At 69.1% G+C, this 18,618-nt stretch carries 16 protein-coding genes and 1 pseudogene; 10 read left to right on the top strand and 7 right to left on the bottom strand.

Going from position 1 to position 18,618, the window contains the following annotated elements; translation table 11 throughout:
• Positions 1-14 precede the first annotated feature (14 nt).
• Complete coding sequence (locus tag ACFFN1_RS11470) at positions 15-437, bottom strand: hypothetical protein (protein ID WP_376840889.1); 423 nt, start codon at positions 435-437, stop codon at positions 15-17.
• A 112-nt stretch (positions 438-549) separates the two neighbouring features.
• Here ACFFN1_RS11470 and purB point away from each other — a divergent pair, with 112 nt between their 5' ends.
• The gene (gene purB, locus ACFFN1_RS11465; RefSeq protein ID WP_376840888.1) at positions 550-1,971 is read left to right on the top strand and encodes an adenylosuccinate lyase; all 1,422 of its coding nucleotides are present in this window, start codon (positions 550-552) and stop codon (positions 1,969-1,971) included.
• 31 nt (positions 1,972-2,002) lie between these two features.
• On the opposite strand, the gene ACFFN1_RS11460 is transcribed toward purB, so the two are convergent.
• Both ACFFN1_RS11460 and ACFFN1_RS11455 read right to left on the bottom strand, forming a co-directional pair.
• Positions 2,003-3,340, bottom strand: coding sequence for a D-arabinono-1,4-lactone oxidase (locus tag ACFFN1_RS11460; protein WP_376840886.1), 1,338 nt, complete (start codon positions 3,338-3,340; stop codon positions 2,003-2,005).
• Positions 3,261-4,577, bottom strand: coding sequence for an amino acid deaminase/aldolase (locus ACFFN1_RS11455; protein WP_376840885.1), 1,317 nt, complete (start codon positions 4,575-4,577; stop codon positions 3,261-3,263). Before ACFFN1_RS11455 ends, ACFFN1_RS11460 begins: the two co-directional genes overlap by 80 nt.
• Before the next feature lie 47 nt (positions 4,578-4,624).
• Here ACFFN1_RS11455 and ACFFN1_RS11450 point away from each other — a divergent pair, with 47 nt between their 5' ends.
• From ACFFN1_RS11450 to ACFFN1_RS11430, 5 genes are all read left to right on the top strand, one after another.
• Complete coding sequence (locus ACFFN1_RS11450) at positions 4,625-6,268, top strand: succinic semialdehyde dehydrogenase (protein ID WP_376840883.1); 1,644 nt, start codon at positions 4,625-4,627, stop codon at positions 6,266-6,268.
• A gap of 70 nt (positions 6,269-6,338) precedes the next feature.
• Entirely contained in the window at positions 6,339-6,671 is a 333-nt protein-coding gene (locus ACFFN1_RS11445) for a metal-sensitive transcriptional regulator (RefSeq protein ID WP_376840882.1), read from the top strand.
• Between the two features lie 14 nt (positions 6,672-6,685).
• A complete protein-coding gene (locus ACFFN1_RS11440) occupies positions 6,686-6,898 on the top strand; it encodes a heavy-metal-associated domain-containing protein (RefSeq protein WP_376840880.1) in 213 nt (70 codons plus the stop codon).
• Positions 6,898-9,117, top strand: a complete 2,220-nt coding sequence (locus ACFFN1_RS11435) for a heavy metal translocating P-type ATPase (RefSeq protein WP_376840879.1) — start codon at positions 6,898-6,900, stop codon at positions 9,115-9,117. Before ACFFN1_RS11440 ends, ACFFN1_RS11435 begins: the two co-directional genes overlap by 1 nt.
• An 89-nt stretch (positions 9,118-9,206) precedes the next feature.
• Positions 9,207-10,292: a Fic family protein gene (locus tag ACFFN1_RS11430; protein ID WP_376840878.1), complete on the top strand. Its 1,086-nt coding sequence runs from the start codon at positions 9,207-9,209 to the stop codon at positions 10,290-10,292.
• A 123-nt stretch (positions 10,293-10,415) separates the two neighbouring features.
• On the opposite strand, the gene ACFFN1_RS11425 is transcribed toward ACFFN1_RS11430, so the two are convergent.
• The gene (locus ACFFN1_RS11425; RefSeq protein WP_376840877.1) at positions 10,416-10,691 is read right to left on the bottom strand and encodes a hypothetical protein; all 276 of its coding nucleotides are present in this window, start codon (positions 10,689-10,691) and stop codon (positions 10,416-10,418) included.
• A 64-nt stretch (positions 10,692-10,755) separates the two neighbouring features.
• Between ACFFN1_RS11425 and ACFFN1_RS11420 the strand changes: the two genes are divergently transcribed.
• The 4 genes and pseudogenes from ACFFN1_RS11420 to ACFFN1_RS11405 form a co-directional block, all read left to right on the top strand.
• A complete protein-coding gene (locus ACFFN1_RS11420) occupies positions 10,756-11,370 on the top strand; it encodes a hypothetical protein (RefSeq protein WP_376840876.1) in 615 nt (204 codons plus the stop codon).
• 106 nt (positions 11,371-11,476) lie between these two features.
• A complete protein-coding gene (locus ACFFN1_RS11415) occupies positions 11,477-12,391 on the top strand; it encodes a response regulator transcription factor (RefSeq protein ID WP_376840875.1) in 915 nt (304 codons plus the stop codon).
• 9 nt (positions 12,392-12,400) lie between these two features.
• Complete coding sequence (locus tag ACFFN1_RS11410; protein WP_376840874.1) at positions 12,401-13,690, top strand: sensor histidine kinase; 1,290 nt, start codon at positions 12,401-12,403, stop codon at positions 13,688-13,690.
• A 248-nt stretch (positions 13,691-13,938) separates the two neighbouring features.
• Positions 13,939-14,040 (top strand): annotated as a pseudogene (locus ACFFN1_RS11405) (hypothetical protein); the annotation flags it as partial.
• 124 nt (positions 14,041-14,164) lie between these two features.
• On the opposite strand, the gene ACFFN1_RS11400 reads toward ACFFN1_RS11405, so the two are convergent.
• The 3 genes from ACFFN1_RS11400 to otsB form a co-directional block, all read right to left on the bottom strand.
• Positions 14,165-14,326, bottom strand: coding sequence for a hypothetical protein (locus tag ACFFN1_RS11400; protein ID WP_376840917.1), 162 nt, complete (start codon positions 14,324-14,326; stop codon positions 14,165-14,167).
• A gap of 404 nt (positions 14,327-14,730) precedes the next feature.
• Positions 14,731-15,585, bottom strand: a complete 855-nt coding sequence (erm, locus tag ACFFN1_RS11395) for a 23S ribosomal RNA methyltransferase Erm (RefSeq protein WP_376840872.1) — start codon at positions 15,583-15,585, stop codon at positions 14,731-14,733.
• Between the two features lie 158 nt (positions 15,586-15,743).
• Positions 15,744-18,557, bottom strand: coding sequence for a trehalose-phosphatase (gene otsB / locus ACFFN1_RS11390; protein WP_376840871.1), 2,814 nt, complete (start codon positions 18,555-18,557; stop codon positions 15,744-15,746).
• Positions 18,558-18,618: the final 61 nt, after the last annotated feature.

Here is an 18,618-nt window from a genome sequence, read left to right as displayed (position 1 = left end):
GTCCTTCGGCTGTGTCATAGTCCCAGCGCCTGTCCGACCGGGGAGCTGCGCAGCTCCACCAGATACTGCTCATAGGCCTCGACGACTGCCTGCGCCGCAGTCGCCAGCGACCCCACCTCCCGGCCGTGCTCATCGACCCGGGCGCGGAACCCCTCGGCAGCGGTCGAGACCCAGCCGAGCGCACCTGCCTGCCGGCACACCGCCTCGGCGCGGGCGCACTCCTCCACCACGCGCACCCACACCGTCTGCGACTGCTCGACATCAGCGACCAGCCCGCTGAGTGCGGGCACGACGAGCGGATCGATGACATAGTCCTCGAGCGGCTCTTCTGCCCAGTCGATTCCCCTGCGGCCGTATTCGATGGCCGTGCCGACCGCCTCGTCGACGATCGGCTCGGCCACCGGCCAGATGTTTCCGGCGTTTCCCATCTCACCCATGCCGTGCAGTCTGGCCGGACCTGCGAAGGCGGGCACCGCCTCGGGCGCGGGGTGTGGATGACGCTCAGGCGTCCACAGGCGCCGGCGCGCACCGCATGAGATGATAGGAGCCATGACTCGCGCATCGCTCTCTTCGCTTGACCTTGCCCTTGGACCCCTCGACGGCCGCTACCGCGCCGACGCCGCGCCGCTGCTCGACTACCTGTCGGAGGCCGCGCTCAACCGCAACCGCATCCACGTCGAGGTCGAATGGTTCATTCACCTCGCGGAAAACCACGTCGTGCCCGGCACCCGCGAGCTGCTCGACGATGAGAAGGCACAGCTGCGCGCGCTCGTGACCCACTACGGGCAGGAGACGATCGACCAGCTCGCGACCTTCGAAGCGGTCACCGTCCACGACGTCAAGGCCGTCGAGTACACCATCAAGGAGTCACTGTCGGCGATCGGCGCCGATGACCTCTCCGAGCTCGTCCACTTCTGCTGCACCTCCGAGGACATCAACAACCTCTCCTACGGCGTCGGCATCAAGGGTGCGATCACGGACATCTGGCTGCCGCGTGCGGCTGCGCTCATCGATCAGCTCGCCGAAATGGCCGAGGAGCTGGCCGATGTGCCGATGCTCTCGCATACGCACGGCCAGCCGGCGACCCCGTCGACGATGGGCAAGGAGCTCGGCGTCTTCGTCCACCGGCTGCGCCGCCAGTACGAGCGGATCCGCGACACGGAGTTCCTCGGCAAGATCAATGGTGCGACCGGCACCTATTCGGCGCACACGGTCACCGTTCCCGAGGCGGACTGGCCTGCCCTGGCCCGGTCCTTCGTCGAGAAGCTCGGGCTGACTTTCAACCCGGTCACCACGCAGATCGAATCGCATGACTGGCAGGCGGAGCTGTTCGCCGACATCGCCCGGTTCAACCGGATCGCCCACAATCTCGCCACCGATATGTGGACCTACATCTCCATCCACTACTTCAAGCAGATCCCCGTCGAAGGTGCGACCGGATCCTCGACGATGCCGCACAAGGTCAATCCGATCCGGTTCGAGAACGCCGAGGCGAACCTCGAGATCTCCTGTTCGCTGCTCGACACGCTCGGTGCCACGCTCGTGACCTCGCGGCTGCAGCGCGATCTGACCGACTCGACGAGCCAGCGCAACATCGGCGTGGCGCTCGGCCATTCGGTGCTCGCACTCAACAACCTCGTCAAGGGCCTGCAGAAGCTGGCGATCGACCGGGACGCGCTGGCTGCCGATCTGGAGTCCAACTGGGAGGTGCTGGCCGAGGCGATCCAGTCGGTCATGCGCGCGGCCTACCTCTCCGGTGTGCCCGGGATGGACAATCCCTACGAGAAGCTCAAGGACCTCACCCGCGGTCACCGCGTCGACCAGGCTGAGCTGCAGGCCTTCGTCCGCGGTCTCGGGCTGCCGGACTCGGATGCCGAGTGCCTTGCCGCTCTCAGCCCGGCCTCCTACACCGGCCTGGCTGCCGATATCGCCCGCGAGGCGGTCGCCGCCTGGCGCGGGACTGAGCGCTGACGGGGCGGGACTGAGCGCTGACCCTGCCGGCTCAGCTGCGGCGGGAGCGGCCGAAGAGCGTATCCGTGTACGGGTTCGAGAACATCCCGGCCGGGTCGAGCCGCTCGCGCAGCACGCAGAACTCCTCGAACCGCGGATAGCGCTCGGCCAGCTCCGCGCGCCCGAGGCGGTGGATCTTGCCCCAGTGCGGGCGGCCGCCGGCTGCCAGCAGGATGTCTTCGAGGGTGCGGAAGTACGGCTCCCACTCCTCTTCGACATAGCGGTGCACGGCAATGTACATCGACTCCCGGCCCGAGGCGGTCGACAGCGGCACATCATCGGCCGCCGCCACCCGCACTTCGAGCGGGAAGGAGATTCGCCAGCCGCGGGCGGTGATCGTCCGGCCGATCTCGGCGAGCACCTCGGCGCCGGCCTCGAGCGGCACGGCGTACTCCATCTCGTTGAACCGCACCCGGCGCGGGGACACGAACACCTCATGGGCGGCCGCCCGGTAGGCGCGGTTCGACAGCGCGGCGGTGGCGAGCCGGTTGAAGTGCGGCACGAGTGCGGGCACCCGCGCGCCGATCGCGCAGACAGCGGCGAGCGCGCCGTTGTCGATGACCTCTTCACTCAGCAGCCGCTGCCACGTGGGTCGGTGCCGGACATGCGCCAGCGCAGCCGGCGCCTCGGCTCCGGGAGCCACCCGGGTGTTCGTCTTGACCGCAGCGTGCTGGGTGTGCGGGAACCAGTAGAACTCGATGTGGTCGACCTCCCGGACGCGGTCGGCCATCGTCGTGCGGATCTCGTCGAAGGGCTCGCTGGTCTCGCTGGCGATGAGGTCGAAGGCCGGCACGGTCGTGAGCTCGATCTCGGTGAGCACGCCGAAGACGCCGAGGCTCAGGCGGGCGTGGTCGAAGATCTCCGGCTCGCTGTCGGCTGAGAGCTCACGCCGGGTGCCGGTCGCGTCGATGAGGGTCAGGCCGGTGACCGCGCCGGCGAATCCGGTGTAACCCAGGCCGGTGCCGTGTGTGCCGGTCGAGACCGCACCGGCCAGCGCCTGCGGATCGACATCGCCCTGATTGGGCAGGGCCAGGCCGTGCCGGGCGAGGAGGGCGGGGATGTCGCGCAGGCGGGTGCCGGCGTGGAAGCGGGCCCGCCCGGCGGCCGGATCGGCGCTGATGAGACCCGAGAGACCGTCGAGCTGCAGCAGCTGGTCAGCGCTGGCGGCGACCGGGGTGAAGGAGTGGCCGGCCCCGCGCACCCGCACCCGCTGGCCGGCGCGCGCGGCGGTGGTGACGATGTCCTGGACCTCATCGGCGCTGCTGGGCGTGTGGAGGGTCTGCGGATGGGACCAGACGCTGCCCGACCAGTTGCGGAGAGTGGTTGTCATGCGCGTGCTCCTTCTGCTCGGGGCTGCCAGCGGCGTCCCGGGGCTGCTCGTTCATGCCGGTCTCGAAGTTCCACCCCAGACCCCGGTAGGTCTCCCAGGTGTCGACGATCGTCCCACCGGCCACGACATGGAACCTGCTGAGGTGCTCGGCGAGCTCGCCGGCCTTCGCGTGCCGGAAGAACACGTGGTCGCCGATGCGCAGCTGCCGCGCCCCGCGCCCGGTGAGCGGGGTCTGCACCTCGCCGACCCCTTCGCTGCCGCTGGGGGCGAGGTCTGTCGGCCAGGCGACAGTGGGCAGCCGGTCGGCTGCTGCCGCGCCCGAGGCGATCCAGCCTCCGCCTGAGACCGTCACCCAGTCTGGGGCTGGGATCCGCACCACCGGTGCGGTGAAATAGGCCGCCGGGGTATGGCGGAAGTGGGCGAAACGGTCGAAGCTCGCCGGGGCGAAGAGCCCGGAGCCGGCGGCCACTTCGGTCAGCGAGCCTTCGGCCGCGCTCGTCTCCAGGGAGCCGGTGCCCCCGCCGTTGACGAACGTGAGCTCCGCCTCGGCGCGCACGGCTGCGACGATCGCATTGCGGCGCTCGGCCAGTTCGCGCACCGAATGGGACTGCAGGCGGCGCAGCATCGCCTGCCGGGGCTGCCATCCGGCGTTCGGGACCCCGGCGATCTGGCCTTCGTAGCACATGAGCCCCACGAGCCGGACCCGCTGCCGGGCGCCGATGTCGCCGACGAGGGCGAGCACCTGGCCGATCTCATGCAGCGGCGAGCGGCGGGCGCCGATGTGCAGGCCGGCGAGCCTGAGCGAACCGTCGATGTCGATGCACACCCGCAGCACCGCCTCGGGCGCGGCCGCAGCGGCAGCCTGCTCGATGAGGTCGAGCTGATCCGGATGGTCGACCATGAGGGTGATGTGGGCGGCGGCCTCCGGCGCGGCGGCGAGCGCCGCCAGCGCCGTGCGGTCGACGCTCGGATAGGCGACGACGATGTCACGGATGCCGCGGGCGTGCAGGGCGAGCGCCTCGGCGAGGGAGAACGCGAGGACGCCGGCGAAGCCGTCACGGGCCAGCACCCGCTCGATGGCAGCCGGGACGCGCAGGGACTTCGAGGCGACGCGGATCGGCAGGCCGCCGGCGCGGTCGCGGAGGGCTGCGGCGTTGGCGTCGAAGGCGTCCCGGTCGAGGACGCCGAAGGGAGCGTTGAGGTGCGCCACGGCACGGCGCAGTCCAGCTGTGACCATTGTCTCAGTCTAGCCGTCCTGTCAGGGGCAGATGAGACACTGTCCTCATGATGACTGGCACAGATGCGACCGCCTCGCTGACGAGCACCCGCCCCGCTTCGGCCCATCCTGCACCGGTCCGCCCGGCGCCGGCCCATCCGGTCGAGCTGCCGGAGCGGCTGCGCGGGTTCCTCTCCGCCGACCCGCTGTCCGATGTCGCCGGCACCGGTGAGCAGATCACCATCCGGCTGCCCTTCACCGCCGATCCGCTGGCGTCTTTCAGCGGTGCCCGCGGGGAGGACGTCACGGCGGCGATCGCGCGCGCCCGCCGCGCCCAGCAGGCCTGGGCCGCCCGCAGTGTGCGCGAACGTGCCGAGGTGTTCCTCACCCTGCACGATCTCGTCCGGCGCAATGAGGAGCTGCTCCTCGACGTCGTGCAGGCCGAGACCGGCAAGGCCCGCCAGCATGCCTATGACGAGGTGCTCGACTCCTACAATGTCAGCCGCTTCACCGCGCTGGCCGCGCCGCGCACACTCGGTGCCTCCGGTCGCCGCGGCGCGGTTCCGGGCCTCACCCGCACGCAGGTCGATCACGCCCCGCTGGGGGTCATCGGGTTCATCTCGCCGTGGAACTATCCGCTGTCCCTGGGCGCCAATGACCTCATCGCCTCGCTCATCGCCGGCAATGCCGTCGTCCACAAGCCCGATTCGCAGACGGTGCTCTCCGCCGTGCTCATGCGCCGGCTCGCGATCGAGGCCGGGCTGCCGCGGGAGCTGTGGCAGCTTGTGCCCGGTGATGTCGCGGAGGTCTCCGATCCGCTGCTGGGCGGGGTCGACGGGCTGTCCTTCACCGGCTCGACTGCGGCCGGGCGCTCCATCGCCGAGGCGGTGGCCGGTCGGCTCATTCCCGTGGTCCTGGAGCTCGGGGGCAAGAATGCGATGATCGTGTGCGCTGATGCGGACATGGACACCGCCATCGACTGCGCCCTGCGCGGGGCCTTCTCCTCCGGCGGGCAGCTGTGCCTGTCGATCGAGCGGATCTATGTCGTCGGCGAGCGCTATGAGGAGTTCGTCGACCGGTTCGTCGCCGCCGCCGAGGCGCTGGTCCAGGGGGCGTCCTTCGACTACTCCCATGAGCTCGGCTCGCTGACCTCGGCTCAGCAGGTGAAGAAGGTCCACGCCCATGTCGAGCAGGCCCGGGAGACGGGGGCGACGGTGCGCTGCGGCGGCCGCCTGCGCACCGCGGCCGGCCCGTGGATGTACGCCCAGACGGTGCTCACCGATGTCACCCCGGAGGCGGATCTGTTCGCCGCGGAGACCTTCGGGCCGGTGGTGAGCGTCTATCCGGCGGCCAGCGATGCGGAGGCGATCGCGGCGGCCAACAGCCTGAGTGTCGGCCTCAACGCCAGCGTCATCTCCGCCTCGGCAGCCCACGGCTGGCAGGTCGCCTGGCAGGTCGAGGCCGGGATGGTGAACATCAATGAGGCCTTCGCCGCCGTCTGGGGTTCGATCGCCGCTCCCTCCGGCGGGATCAAGGACTCCGGGCTCGGGCACCGACACGGGACCGAGGCGCTGCTCGCCTTCACCCGCACCCGCTCGATCGCCCGGCAGTCACTGCTGCCGCTGGCCCCCAGCAGGCTGCTGCCGGCGGAGAGGTTCCAGCAGACGATGACGACGGCGCTGGCCGTCATGCGCGCCCTGCGGATGCGCTGAGGCCGGCGCGGGGCCCGAGGTAACCCGGCACCCCTTGATCCGATACCCCCTAAGGGTATATCATCGGGGCATGACAGAGACGCACACAGCCACCGCCTCGGGACCGGAGAGCAGACCGGCCGATCCGGGCTACCTGGACGACAAGCAGGCCTTTCGCAACCGGGTCAAGCGCATCGAAGGCCAGGTGCGCGGGATCGGCCGGATGATCGAAGAGGACACCTACTGCATCGACATCCTCACACAGATCTCGGCGGCGACTGCCGCGTTGCACTCGGTCTCCGTCGAGCTGCTGCGCGAACACATGGGCCACTGCGTCGTCTCTGCTGCCCAGGAGTCCCCGGAGGCGGCGGCCGCCAAGGTCGATGAGGCCACTGCCGCCATCCGCCGGCTCATCAAGAGCTGAGAAGGGAGAACCCCATGCACACCACCACCATCACCGTTTCCGGCATGACCTGCGAGCACTGCGAGCGCGCCGTGAAGGAGGAGCTCAGCGAGCTCGACGGCGTCCGCAGCGTCGACGTCGACCTCGTCGCCGGCGGCGACTCGATCGTGCGCATCGAATCCGATGCCGAGCTCTCGGCTGTCGCCATCGAAGCCGCCGTCGATGAGGCCGGATACGAGGTCCGCTGATGAGCGCCGGCCCCGCAGCCGATCGCACCCATCCTGCCGAGCAGGCGCGCAGCGTCGATCTCGACATCAAAGGGATGACGTGCGCGTCATGTTCGGCGCGGATCGAGAAGAAGCTCAACCGCCTCGACGGCGTCGAGGCGACCGTCAACCTGCCGCTCAACTCCGCGCGCGTGACCGCCGGGCCCGGTGTCACCGATGAGCAGCTGACCGCTGCTGTTGAGAAGGCCGGGTACTCGGCTACCGTGCGCGCGCCCATGGCCCCAGGCCGCGGGCCCGAGGTCGTCGACTACGATCCGCGGCACCTGCGGCCGCGGCTCATCGGCTCAGCAATCCTCGGCGTGCCCGTCGTCGTCATCTCGATGGGCATGGGGCTGGGGATCCCCGGCTGGCAGTGGCTCGTCGCAGCCCTCAGCCTGCCGGTCGTCACCTGGGGCGCCTGGCCGTTCTACACCGCCGCCTACAAGGCCGCGCGCGGACGCTCGACAACGATGGACACCCTTGTGAGCGTCGGCGTCATCATCGCCACCGTCGTCTCACTCACCGCGCTCGCCCGGGCGGTGGCGGCCGGTCACCTGTGGCACATCCCACACGACTACCACGTGTGGTTCGAAGCTGCCGTGGCGATCATCGTCTTCCTGCTCACCGGCCGCCTCATCGAGGAACGCGCCAAGGGCCGCGCGACCGAGGCGCTGCGCGAGCTGCTGAGCCTCGGCGCCACCGAGGTGCGCGTCATCCGCGACGACGCCGAGGTCGAGGTGCCGATCGAGGACCTGGCCGCCGGCGAGATCTTCCGCGTCCGCCCTGGTGAGAAGGTCTCCACCGATGGCGAGGTTGTGAGCGGGCATTCCGCGATCGACGAGTCGATGCTCACCGGCGAGTCCGTGCCCGTCGAGGTCGGCCCCGGCGACACAGTCACCGGCGCGACGATCAACACCTCCGGGTCGCTGACCGTGCGCGCCACCCGCGTCGGCGCCGAGACGACGCTGGCGCAGATGGCCGAGCTCGTCACCCGCGCCCAGACCGGCAAACCCCCGGTGCAGCGGCTGGCCGACCGGATCTCGGCGGTCTTCGTGCCGATCGTCTTCGTCATCGCCGCCGCCACCCTGCTCATCTGGGGGCTGGCAGCCGGCTCCTGGTCCGGCGGGCTCATCGCCGCCACGACCGTGCTCATCATCGCCTGCCCGTGCGCGCTCGGCCTGGCCACCCCGACAGCGGTCGCCGTGTCCTCCGGGCGCGGCTCCCAGCTCGGGATCCTCGTCTCCGGGCCCGAGGTGATGGAATCGACCCGGCGCCTCGACACCATCGTGCTCGACAAGACCGGCACCGTCACCGAAGGCCGCATGCAGGTCATCGCGGCGCAGCTGTCCAATGCGGACTTCGCCATCGCTGCGGCCGTCGAGGCGCATTCGGAGCACCCGATCGCCCAGGCCATCGCCGCGGCACCCAGCCGGCCCGAGGCCGCCAGCGCGCCTGCGGTGACGGTCACTGACTTCGCCAATATCCCCGGCGGCGGCGTGCGCGCACAAGCGAGCACCGCCTCGGGAGCGGCGCATGCGGTGCTCATCGGCCGCCCGGACCTGCTGCGCGAGCACGGCTTCGACGTGCCCGCCGAGGCAGTGCCGGATCTGCCGGCGACGATCGTGGCCGTCGGGATCGACGACCGCTTCGCCGGCTGCATCGCCGTGGCCGACACCCTCAAGGAGTCCGCGGCGGCTGCGATCACCCAGCTGCGGGAGCTCGGCCTGGAGCCGATCCTGCTCACCGGCGACAACGCCCGGGTCGCCGAGGCGGTCGCCGCCGAGGCCGGCATCGAGCGCGTGCACGCCGATGTCCGCCCGGACGGGAAGGTCGAGGTCATCACCGCGCTGCAGGCTGAAGGCCGGTCGGTGGCGATGGTCGGCGACGGGGTCAACGATGCCGCGGCACTGACGCAGGCCGACATCGGCCTGGCGATGGGTTCGGGCACCGACACCGCGATCGCAGCCTCCGACATCACGCTTGTCCGTGACGACCTGGCCCAGATCCCGCAGGCGATCCGGCTCTCCCGGCGCACCCTGCGGATCATCTACGGCAACCTGTTCTGGGCCTTCGCCTACAACGTCGCCGCGATCCCGCTCGCCGCGTTCGGACTGCTCGATCCGATGATCGCCGGGGCCGCGATGGCCCTGAGCTCGGTGTTCGTCGTGCTCAACAGCCTGCGCCTGCTGCGGTTCCGGTGATATGTAAAACCGCTTGCAACGTTGCTGGGATATTGAAAGATTCTGCCGAATTCTTTCACTATCGCAAGCTCAGCTCATAAACTCGGTGCATGGCCTGGAACCCTGAGATTCCGTTTGACGAGCTGCCTCCGGTTCCGTCGGCAGACGTTCTCGAGACCCGCCGGACGCTGAAGTCTGCCATCACGGCGCGCGCTGCGCTCGCCGGGCTCGATCAGGCGTGCAGACGCATTCCGAACCCGGCAGTGCTCGTCAACTCCCTGCCCTACATCGAGGCACAGGCCAGCTCGGAGATCGAGAACATCGTGACGACGACCGATGAGCTCCTGCGCTTCTCCCAGGTCGCCGATGTTCGGGCTCGCCCTGCGACGAAAGAGGCGTACCACTACAGCCGGGCGCTCTTCGACGGTGTCGAATGGATCCGCGATCGCCCGATCTCCGCAGCGCTTGCTGAGCAGATCTGCACGACAATCCACCAGCGGCAGATGTCGGTCCGAACGCTGCCAGGCACCCGGATCGCCAATCCGCAGACGGAAGCCGTGATCTACTCGCCGCCTGAGGGATTCGAGCGGATCACCGCCCTGCTCGCTGACTGGGAGAGATTCGTCAACGAACCCGGCGAGCTCGACCCGCTCATCGCGATGGCCGCCGCGCACTACCAGTTCGAGGCGATTCACCCCTTCACCGACGGGAATGGCCGCACCGGCAGAATCCTCAACGTGCTGCTCGTCGTCACCGCCGGCCTGCTGTCCCACCCGGTGCTGTACCTCTCGCGCTACATCATCGAGCACAAAGACGAGTACTATCGCCTGCTGCTGAACGTCACCACCGAGCAGAACTGGGAGGAATGGATTCTCTTCATCCTGGCCGGAGTCGAGGAGACAGCCTCTGCGACGCTGCGTCTCGTCGAACGGATCCAGCAGCTGCAGAAGGACACCCTCACCGCCATCAACGACGTGACCCCGGCGGGACCGCATGCACGATTCGCCGATGCGCTGTTCGAGAACCCGTACTGCCGCATCAGCACCGTCATGGAGGCCTGCTCCGTCTCACGTCCGACGGCGGCAAGCTGGCTGCGCGCTCTGGCGGATGCCGGGATCCTCGCTGAAGAGCGCTCCGGCCGAGACGTCCTGTTCCGCAACACCCAGCTGCTCGCGGCCCTCACCAGTGATATGTAAAACCGCTTGCAACGTTGCTGGGATATTGAAAGATTCTGCCGAATTCTTTAAACGTCCCAGGTCAGCGCCTATGCAGAAGGCGCCCACCACCTCGGGAACGGCGAGCGCCTGCAGCGGGCCGGCCTACTTGAGCACCGGGAAGGACTTCTGGTCCTGATCGCCGCGGCGGCTGCTGATCCAGTTGAGCAGCGCGGTGACGGAGAAGACGACGAGGAAGGTGACGACGGTGTAGAGGCCGACGAGGGCCATCGCCCGGAGGCTCGACCAGGCTGCGGTGAAGATGATCGTTGAGATGAGGACAATGCCGGCGGCGACGACACCGAACATGAAGGAGTCCTTGTAACTCACAGTCGTGTTCGACGGATATGCCGGGGAGTGATTGTCCTGTTCATCAGCCATAGTGCCCCCATTCTACTCCGTCGCAGCTGGACCGGCGAAGCGGGTCACCTGGCACACTAGAGACATGACTGCATCGCTTCCGGCCGCTGCTGCGGCCTCCTTCCGCGCCCAAGGCGGTGGTGCGGTCGCTGCCGTGTGCGCCGGTCTCATGCTGCTGAGCGGGTGCAGTCCCGACGGCGGGCTGCGGGTCGAGAGCCCGCAGGGCCAGCCGGTTCCCTCGGCCTCGGAGCAGGCTGAAGATCTGCCGGTCGATGTGCCCTTCAGCGCCGCCGAGATCCGTGAGGCGGCCGTCAGCGATGCGACGCTGACGAACGATGGGACCAGCTCGCAGGTGCTGGAGACGCTGCTGTACTGCACCGAATGCCTGACGCTGAGCCAGCCGCTCGTCGTCGGTGATGAGACCTTCCAGCTGGCGATGGTCTCCGCCCCGCGCAATGAGCAGCATTTCGCCGGGCTCGTCGTCGGCGCTGATGATGGTGAGCCGACCGTCGAGCTCGTGGTCTCCGGCACGGACCTGACCCTCACTCCCGGCCAGGGCGGCACGCTCGTGGCGCAGGAGTCGCTGTACCGCGACGGGGATGCCCGTTGCTGCCCCTCGGGCTGGTCGGTGCGGGTCTACCGGTATCACGGCGGACAGTTCGAGGCCGGCCAGCGCATCAGCCGCAACAGCAGCGAGTGATGCCGCGCCCGCGGATGAGCCCGACACGCGACGTCCCTGGCCGCTAAGCTGTATGTCAGTCCCCACTGCAGTCACACCGCTCATGTGAAGCGAAACGAGGTCCTTCATGCATATCGTGTTGGTCGAAGACGATGAAGTCATCCGCGAGACCACACAGATCTCCCTCGAGCGCTTCGGCTACACCGTCAGCGCCTTCGAAGACGGCCGCGACGGCTATGAGTTCGTCGCCGCCCACGGTGCCGATGTCGTGCTGCTCGACCTCATGCTGCCCACCATGAACGGCGCCTCAATCTGCCGGGCGATCCGCGAGAAGTCGACCGTGCCGATCGTCATCATCTCCGCCCGCTCCGAGCCGATCGACATCGTCCAGCTGCTCGAAGCCGGCGCCGACGACTACCTCGTCAAACCCTTCGACATGCAGGTGCTCAACGCCCGCATCCGCGCGGTCGTGCGCCGCTTCATCACCGCCGGCAATGAGCCGATGGGCTTCTCCCCCGACGAGATCGGCCCGCCGGCGGCCAAGGCCCCCGAACCCGAGGCGAGCACGACGATCGGCATCGACGGCATTCCCGAGGTGCTCGGCCCCTCCCCCGGACTGTCGAACCCGAGTGCCGCCTCGGCTGCGGCTGCCCCCGCAGCCCAGCCGCACGCCCGCGCCGGGACCGGAGGCGCCGGAACTGGAGGCGGGACCGCGCAGGCGACCCCCGACTCGGGCGCGGATGCCGACCGCGGGCCGTACCGGACCCGGCTGGGTTCGCTCGTGCTCGACAGTGCCCGGCTGACGGTGCTGGTCGACGATGAGGAGGTGCACCTGACGCCGACCGAGCTGCGGGTGCTGCTCCTGCTGACCGAGGAGCCGGGGCACGTGTACTCGCGGGAGAAGATCGCCTACACCGTGTGGGGGTATGAATGGGCCGGCGACTCGCGGGTCGTCGACGTCCACATCCAGCGGCTGCGCAAGAAGATCGGCGCGCGCATGATCGAGACTGTGCGGGGTTTCGGCTACCGGTTCGCCGGGTAGGGGCTGCGCGTGTCGCTCAGGTGGAAGATCGTTCTCCTCATCGTCGTCTCCGTCATCATCGCGGTGCTCTCCTGCGGTGTCATCGTGCGGCAGTCCGCGGCTTCGGCCGAAGACGACCGAATGCGTCAGCGGGTCTCCGATCAGCTTGAGGACGCGATCTCGATCTACTCCGACACCGGGGTGCTGACCCTCAACGCCACTGTCGACGACCCGGATCTGCCGGAGGAGGCGCAGACCGCCGCCCGGCAGGGCAAGAGCGTCACGATCCGCTCCACGGTCGAGTGGGAGGAGACGATGTGGGCGGCCGCGCCGATCAATGTCGGCTCGCACACGGCGGTGATCTCGGTGCGGAACTCGACGGAGGAATCGCAGCATCTGCTCAACCAGATCGACCGGGCGATCCTGCTCGGCATGATCGGCGCCGCGGTCGTCATCGGCGGCATCGGCTCACTGGCGGCCGGGCAGATCTCCAGGCGCCTGACCCTGGGCGCGCAGGCCGCGCGCAAGATCGCCGGCGGGGACACCTCAGTGCGGATCTCCGATGTCATCGACACCGGCGACGATGAGGTCGCCGCCTTCGCGGAGGCGGCCGATACCGCGGTGGCCCGGATGGTGGAGCGGCTCGATTCGGAGCAGCGCTTCACCGCGGATCTGGCCCATGAGATGCGCACCCCGCTCACCGGACTGGTGAATGCCGCGAATCTGCTGGAGGAGGATTCCCGGCCGGCTGAGCTCGTCAAGGAGCGGGTCAACCGGCTGCAGGTGCTTGTTGAGGATCTGCTGGAGGTCTCGCGTCTCGATGCCGGGCGGGTGACGCCGACGATCGCGGAGATGAACGTCGACAACTCCATCCGCTCGCTGCTGTCGACTCTGCAGGGCTCTGGGGCGCTGTCCGGCGTCGAGGTGGAGTCCGCCTTCGATTCGAATGGGCGCGCGGTGTGGACGGATCAGCGGCGCTTCGAGCGGATCATCTCGAACCTCATCGTCAACTCGGTGCGGCACGGCAAGGCGCCGATCGTGGTGCGCACGACCCCCAGCTCGGTCATCGTCAGCGATGCCGGCTCGGGCTACCCGGCTGACATCCTGGCTTCGGGGCCGACGCGGTTCGTGTCCTCGGGCGGCGGCGGCATGGGCCTGGGCCTCGTCATCGCGCAGGGCCAGGCGAAGCTGCTGGGCATGCATCTGCTGTTCCGCAACGCCCCGGACGGCGGTGCCGTGACCGAGGTGGTGTTCCCCGAGGCGAGGGTCGAAGAGGAGATCGTCAAGACCCACACCGGCGCGCTCCCCCAGGTGGGCTGAAGGCCCGGCCCCGAGGTGGGCGCGCAGCGGTGGCGGCAGCTGTTAGCCGCCTACCGGGACTTCTACCGGCTCACCCCTGATGAGGCGGTCGTCGACCGGGTGTGGGCGTGGCTCAACGATGAGGGCGATGAGCTGTGCGGGCTGGTGGCTCTCGTCGATTCAGCCGAATCCGCAGGCAGACGAGATGAGTCGATTGTGGGGATCGCGCCTTTCCGCCGTTTGCCCGCCCTTCGACGGGTACCGTCGGTGTGCGGCTCGATGACCTCTTCACTGCTCCCGAGGCGTGCGGGCGCGGCGCCGGCAGCGCGCTCATCGACAGGATCCGCGCTGAAGCGCGCGCACCGGACTGCTCGGTCGTCAGGTGGATCACCACCGAGGACAACTCAGCTGCCCGGTCGCTGTACGACCAGTTGGCAGTTCAGACGATCACCTACGATGCGCAGCCTGAGGGCAGGCGCGGTGCGAGCCCCCTATCTAGGCGGCTAAGCCGAGATCATCCTGTGGTTTCTCCACGTCGAAGAGCCAGGAGACGCACTCTGCGAGATCGAAGCCATAACCGCCGCCGAAGGTGCTGATGCGATCAGGTCCGTAAAGCTGCTCGAACGGGCAGGCCGTGAGATTCAGCGGCTCTGCCATAACCTCGGAGACGTCGTCGAGGTCTTCGGGCGGGTGTTCCAGCGGCGTCCAGTCGATAGTGTCCTGCGTGTGTCCCGGGGCCGCCAGGAGCAGATGGGCTTCGAACTTGCCGACATCCCGGCCGTCTTCGGTGAGGAAGACGAACCCGGTGCGTCCCTGCCGGGACCCAGGGAGGGAAAGCCCTCGATCATGCTCAGCTGTGCGCCGAGCTCATCGGCCCCGGTTGCGCTGCCGGTCGCGGTATCGGTCTCGTACGCGTCGGGCATATCCGTCGCCATCATCACGGTCCCCTGTCACCGGGCAGTCACCTGCCCATTCGATGCGTACACCTACGCTAGACTCCGGCACAGACATCGTGCGCTGACCTGCGACGATGGCGACCGGGAAGTCGCTGGCCAGTCAGATCAGCGGCGGCCACCTCCTCGGGAACGGCCACCTCGGGAACGGGAGACCGCACCACCTGGTGACCAGCCGCAGCCGGCGACCAGCTTGTAGAGGCCAGCCCACTGCTCAGCCGACAGGTCCTTGGGCAGGGCGCTCGCGCCAAGGCGCTCGCGGGCCAGCCAGCCCTTGACCGCCTGACGGGCGCGCTGCCCGACAATCCGGCTGAGGATCTCCGGCAGCCCGCGGCCGCGGCCGGTGAACACCGCGTGGACGAACCCACGGTAGGCTCGCCGGTCGTTTTCGGCGAGCAGGGGCTCAGTGCGCCGAGTCATCCGCAACATCCCGCCGTCGACACTCGGCATCGGCCGGAAGGCACTGCGCGGCACCCGGCCGAGCACCGTGAAGTCGATCCACGGCCACCATTGGGCGGTCATCATCGACGCACCGCCCACCCCGGCCCGACGCCGGGCGACCTCCCACTGCACGAGCAGCACTGCCACCTGCCAGTGCGGGATCGGCAGGATGTGGCGCAGCATCGCCGTCGTCAGGTGGTACGGCAGATTGCCGACGATGACGCATCTGTCGGCCGGCAGATGCCAGCGCAGGAAGTCGGCGGTGACGATCTCGACCGGCGGCCCGCCGGTGGGTGCGGTGAGCTCGCGGCGCAGCGCGGCGGCGTTGCGCGGGTCGATCTCCACGGCAGTGAGAGGCCGGCCGAGCGCGGCGAGCCGGTGGGTCAGGGCGCCGCGCCCGGGCCCGATCTCGATGATCGGTCCGCGGGATTCGGCGACGGCGCCGATGAGGGTGGTGATGGTGTGTGAGTCGATGAGGTAGTTCTGGCCGTGCTCATGACGGCAGCCACGATACGTGGGCATGATGTGGGACGCTCCAAAGAAGTCTGGCGTCCGGGCAGCTCAATGTCTCCGCCCGGCTGGTCACAGCGGAGCGGCGAAACCTGGGAATGGGGAATTCGAATCAGGGTCCGCCGCTCAGAAGCGGAGACGACCCCAAACGATAGCCTCAGTTGCTGACATCATGATGATACCGATGATACCCGTCCCGAGGTGGTGGTGTCGATGTCGACCTCGTCGAGGCTGTCGTCGTCGAGTTCGGCATCGGAGGCCACATTGAGCAGCTCGTCGAGCTGCCGGGCGACGCGGATATAGCCCAGGTGCGAGTACGCCTGCGGGTGGTTGCCCAGGTGCTGTTCGGCGATCGGCTCATACTCCTCGGGAAACAGCCCGGTGGGCCCCATGAGGTTGTCGAGGCGGCGGAACAGGTCCCGGGCGTCATCGATCCGGCCGACCATGATGAAGGCCTCGATGAGCCAGGTCGTGCAGATGTGGAAGCCGCCCTCCAGACCGGGCAGCCCGTCATCGTAGTGGTAGCGGAACACCGTCGGCCCCACCCGCAGGACGCGTTCGATCGCATCGACGGTGGCGATGAACCGCTCATCATCAGCCGGCAGCAGGCCGGACAGGCCCACGAACAGGCACGCCGCATCGAGATCGTCCTCGCCATAAGCCACGGTGTAAGCGCCGACCTTCTCATTCCAGCCGCGTGCGATGACGTCCTCGGCGATCGTCTCGCGCAGCCGCCGCCACGCCCCGGGCATCGTGCGCCCGAACCGCTCGGCAATGCGGATCGCACGGTCGACGGTCACCCAGCACATCACCTTCGTGTACACATTGTGCTTCGGCGCCCGGCGCGCCTCCCAGATGCCGTGATCGGGCTCCTGCCAGCGGCGCTCAACGGCGGTGACCATATCGCAGGTGAGCTTCCAGTTCTCCTCCGACAGCGTACCGACCGCCGCGGTGAGATCGTCGAGCAGCTCGGTCACCGGACCGAACACGTCAAGCTGCACTTGGTGTTCAGCGGCATTGCCCACCCGCACCGGCCGCGAACCGGCATAGCCGGGCAGATGCTCCAGCACCGCCTCGGTCGTCAGGGCCGAGCCGTCCACAGCGTAGAGCGGATGCAGCTGCTCGGGCCCGACCGTCATCTCGAGGATGCCCGCCAGCCAGGCCAGGAAGCCCTCCGCCTCGGCGGTGGAGCCCAGGCTCAGCAGGGTGCGCACGGTCATCGAGCCATCGCGCAGCCAGCAGTAGCGGTAGTCCCAGTTGCGGATGCCGCCGATCCCCTCAGGCAGGGACGAGGTTGCGGCGGCAAGCACTCCGCCGGTGGGCACGTGGCACAGGGCGCGCAGGGTGATCGCCGAGCGGGCCACCTCATCGGTCTTGAGCTGCGGCAGGTCGAGGCTGGAGACCCAGTTGCGCCAGTAGCCGGCCGCCCGGCGCCGCACGAGGCTCTCCCCGCCGGCGAGCAGATAGTCGGTGTCGTCGAAGGAGCCGCCGCACACCAGCACGAGCACGAGCTCGGCGCGCTCAGCCGTCGTCGGCACGACGCGCGCGACAGCCGTATCGGAGCCGTCTTCGCTCACGATGTCGAAGTCGACCCCGGGAGCGTGGAGCATGATCGGTTCGGAGGTGCCGAGCACGCGCACCCCATCGCCGACCTTCTCCAGCCGGATCGGATACGAGCCGAAGTCCGGGCGCGGAGCGAAGCGGATCTCCGCCTCGGCGTCGCCGGTGAGCACCCGCACGAGCACGGTGTCGAGGCTGTCCTCGGCGACCGGGGCGAGGTAGTCGCAGGCGGTGAGCCCGGCCCACCGGGTCTCGACGATGGTGGTGTCGCGCTGGTAGCGCTGGGTCAGCGACTTCTGCCTGCGCTCAGCCGCGCCCGAGGTGCCGGTCGCCGCCGTGCCCGACCCCGCGCCCGCCTCGGGACCGGCCGGGGCGACCGAGTAGTAGCCGGCGGCCGGGGAGCCGAGGATCTCCGAGAAGATCGAGGCCGAGTGCGGCAGCGGATGCGGCATCCAGCAGATCCGCCCGCCGGGGTCGACGAGGGCGGTCGACTGCCCGTTGCCGAGCATCGAATGACGCTCGATCGGCACGGCGGTCTGGCCGAACAGCCAGGAGCGGCGCAGCTCGAAGATGCTCGTGAGCACCAGCGACACGGTCTCCGGGTCGGCGATCTGGAAGCGGGCAGCCGTCTCGACGCAGGGCCGCCCGGAGACGGCTGCGCGACAGTCGAGCGGGGCGACCTTGATGCCCAGGTCGGATGCGCCGAGGGTCTCCAGGGCGCGCTCATCGGAGGTGTCGTCTCCGATATAGAGCACCCCCTCGGCGCCGAGGCGCTCCCGCAGGTCCCGCAGCGCATCGCCCTTGGTGGCGGCGTCGACGGTGAGGTCGGCGACCTCCTTGCCGCGCACCTCGGTGACGGCCACGTGCCGCGACATCTGCGCGATCGCGGCCTCGACGACGGCGCGGGCGGACGGTTCGAGCCCGCGCAGGTGCACGGCCACGCCCGTGGGCTTGAGCTCGATGTGCGCCTCGGGCACCATCCGGGCCAGGGAGGCCACCGACTGGTGCAGGTCCTTGAGCGCTGCAGCGGCCTGCGCATCGAGCGCGTCGATCGCATCGATATCGCTCTCGGATCCGTGCGAGCCCACCAGATGGACCTCGCGCGGCAGCCGGGACATGGCGGCCAGGTCGCGCAGCGAGCGGCCGGAGATGACCGCGGCGCTGGTGTCCGGCAGCGCGGCGAGCACCCGCATGCTGATGAGGCTGGCCGGCAGCGGATAGGCCTGGGTGGGCTTGTCGACGATCGGAGCGATGGTGCCGTCGTAGTCGGTGGCGATGAGGAGTCTGGGGGTGCGGGCCAGGCGGACGATCTCAGCGAACAGCTCGGGGTCGAGGGTGCGAACCGCCTCGGCGAGGTCCGTCAGCGGTCCCGAGATGGGCGCTGCGGGATCCCAGGCGTCGAACAGGTCGAGAGATGCGGTCATAGCGGTCCTTGCGGTGCGGCGGTCAGGCGAGCGGGTGCGTCAGCAGTGCGGTGCGTCAGCG

The sequence above is a fragment of the Brevibacterium otitidis genome, from assembly GCF_042429315.1.
GTDB classification, from domain to species: Bacteria; Actinomycetota; Actinomycetes; order Actinomycetales; family Brevibacteriaceae; genus Brevibacterium; species Brevibacterium otitidis.
The sequence above is the reverse complement of the archived record's forward strand: the minus strand, read 5'-3'. Positions and strand labels throughout refer to the sequence as shown.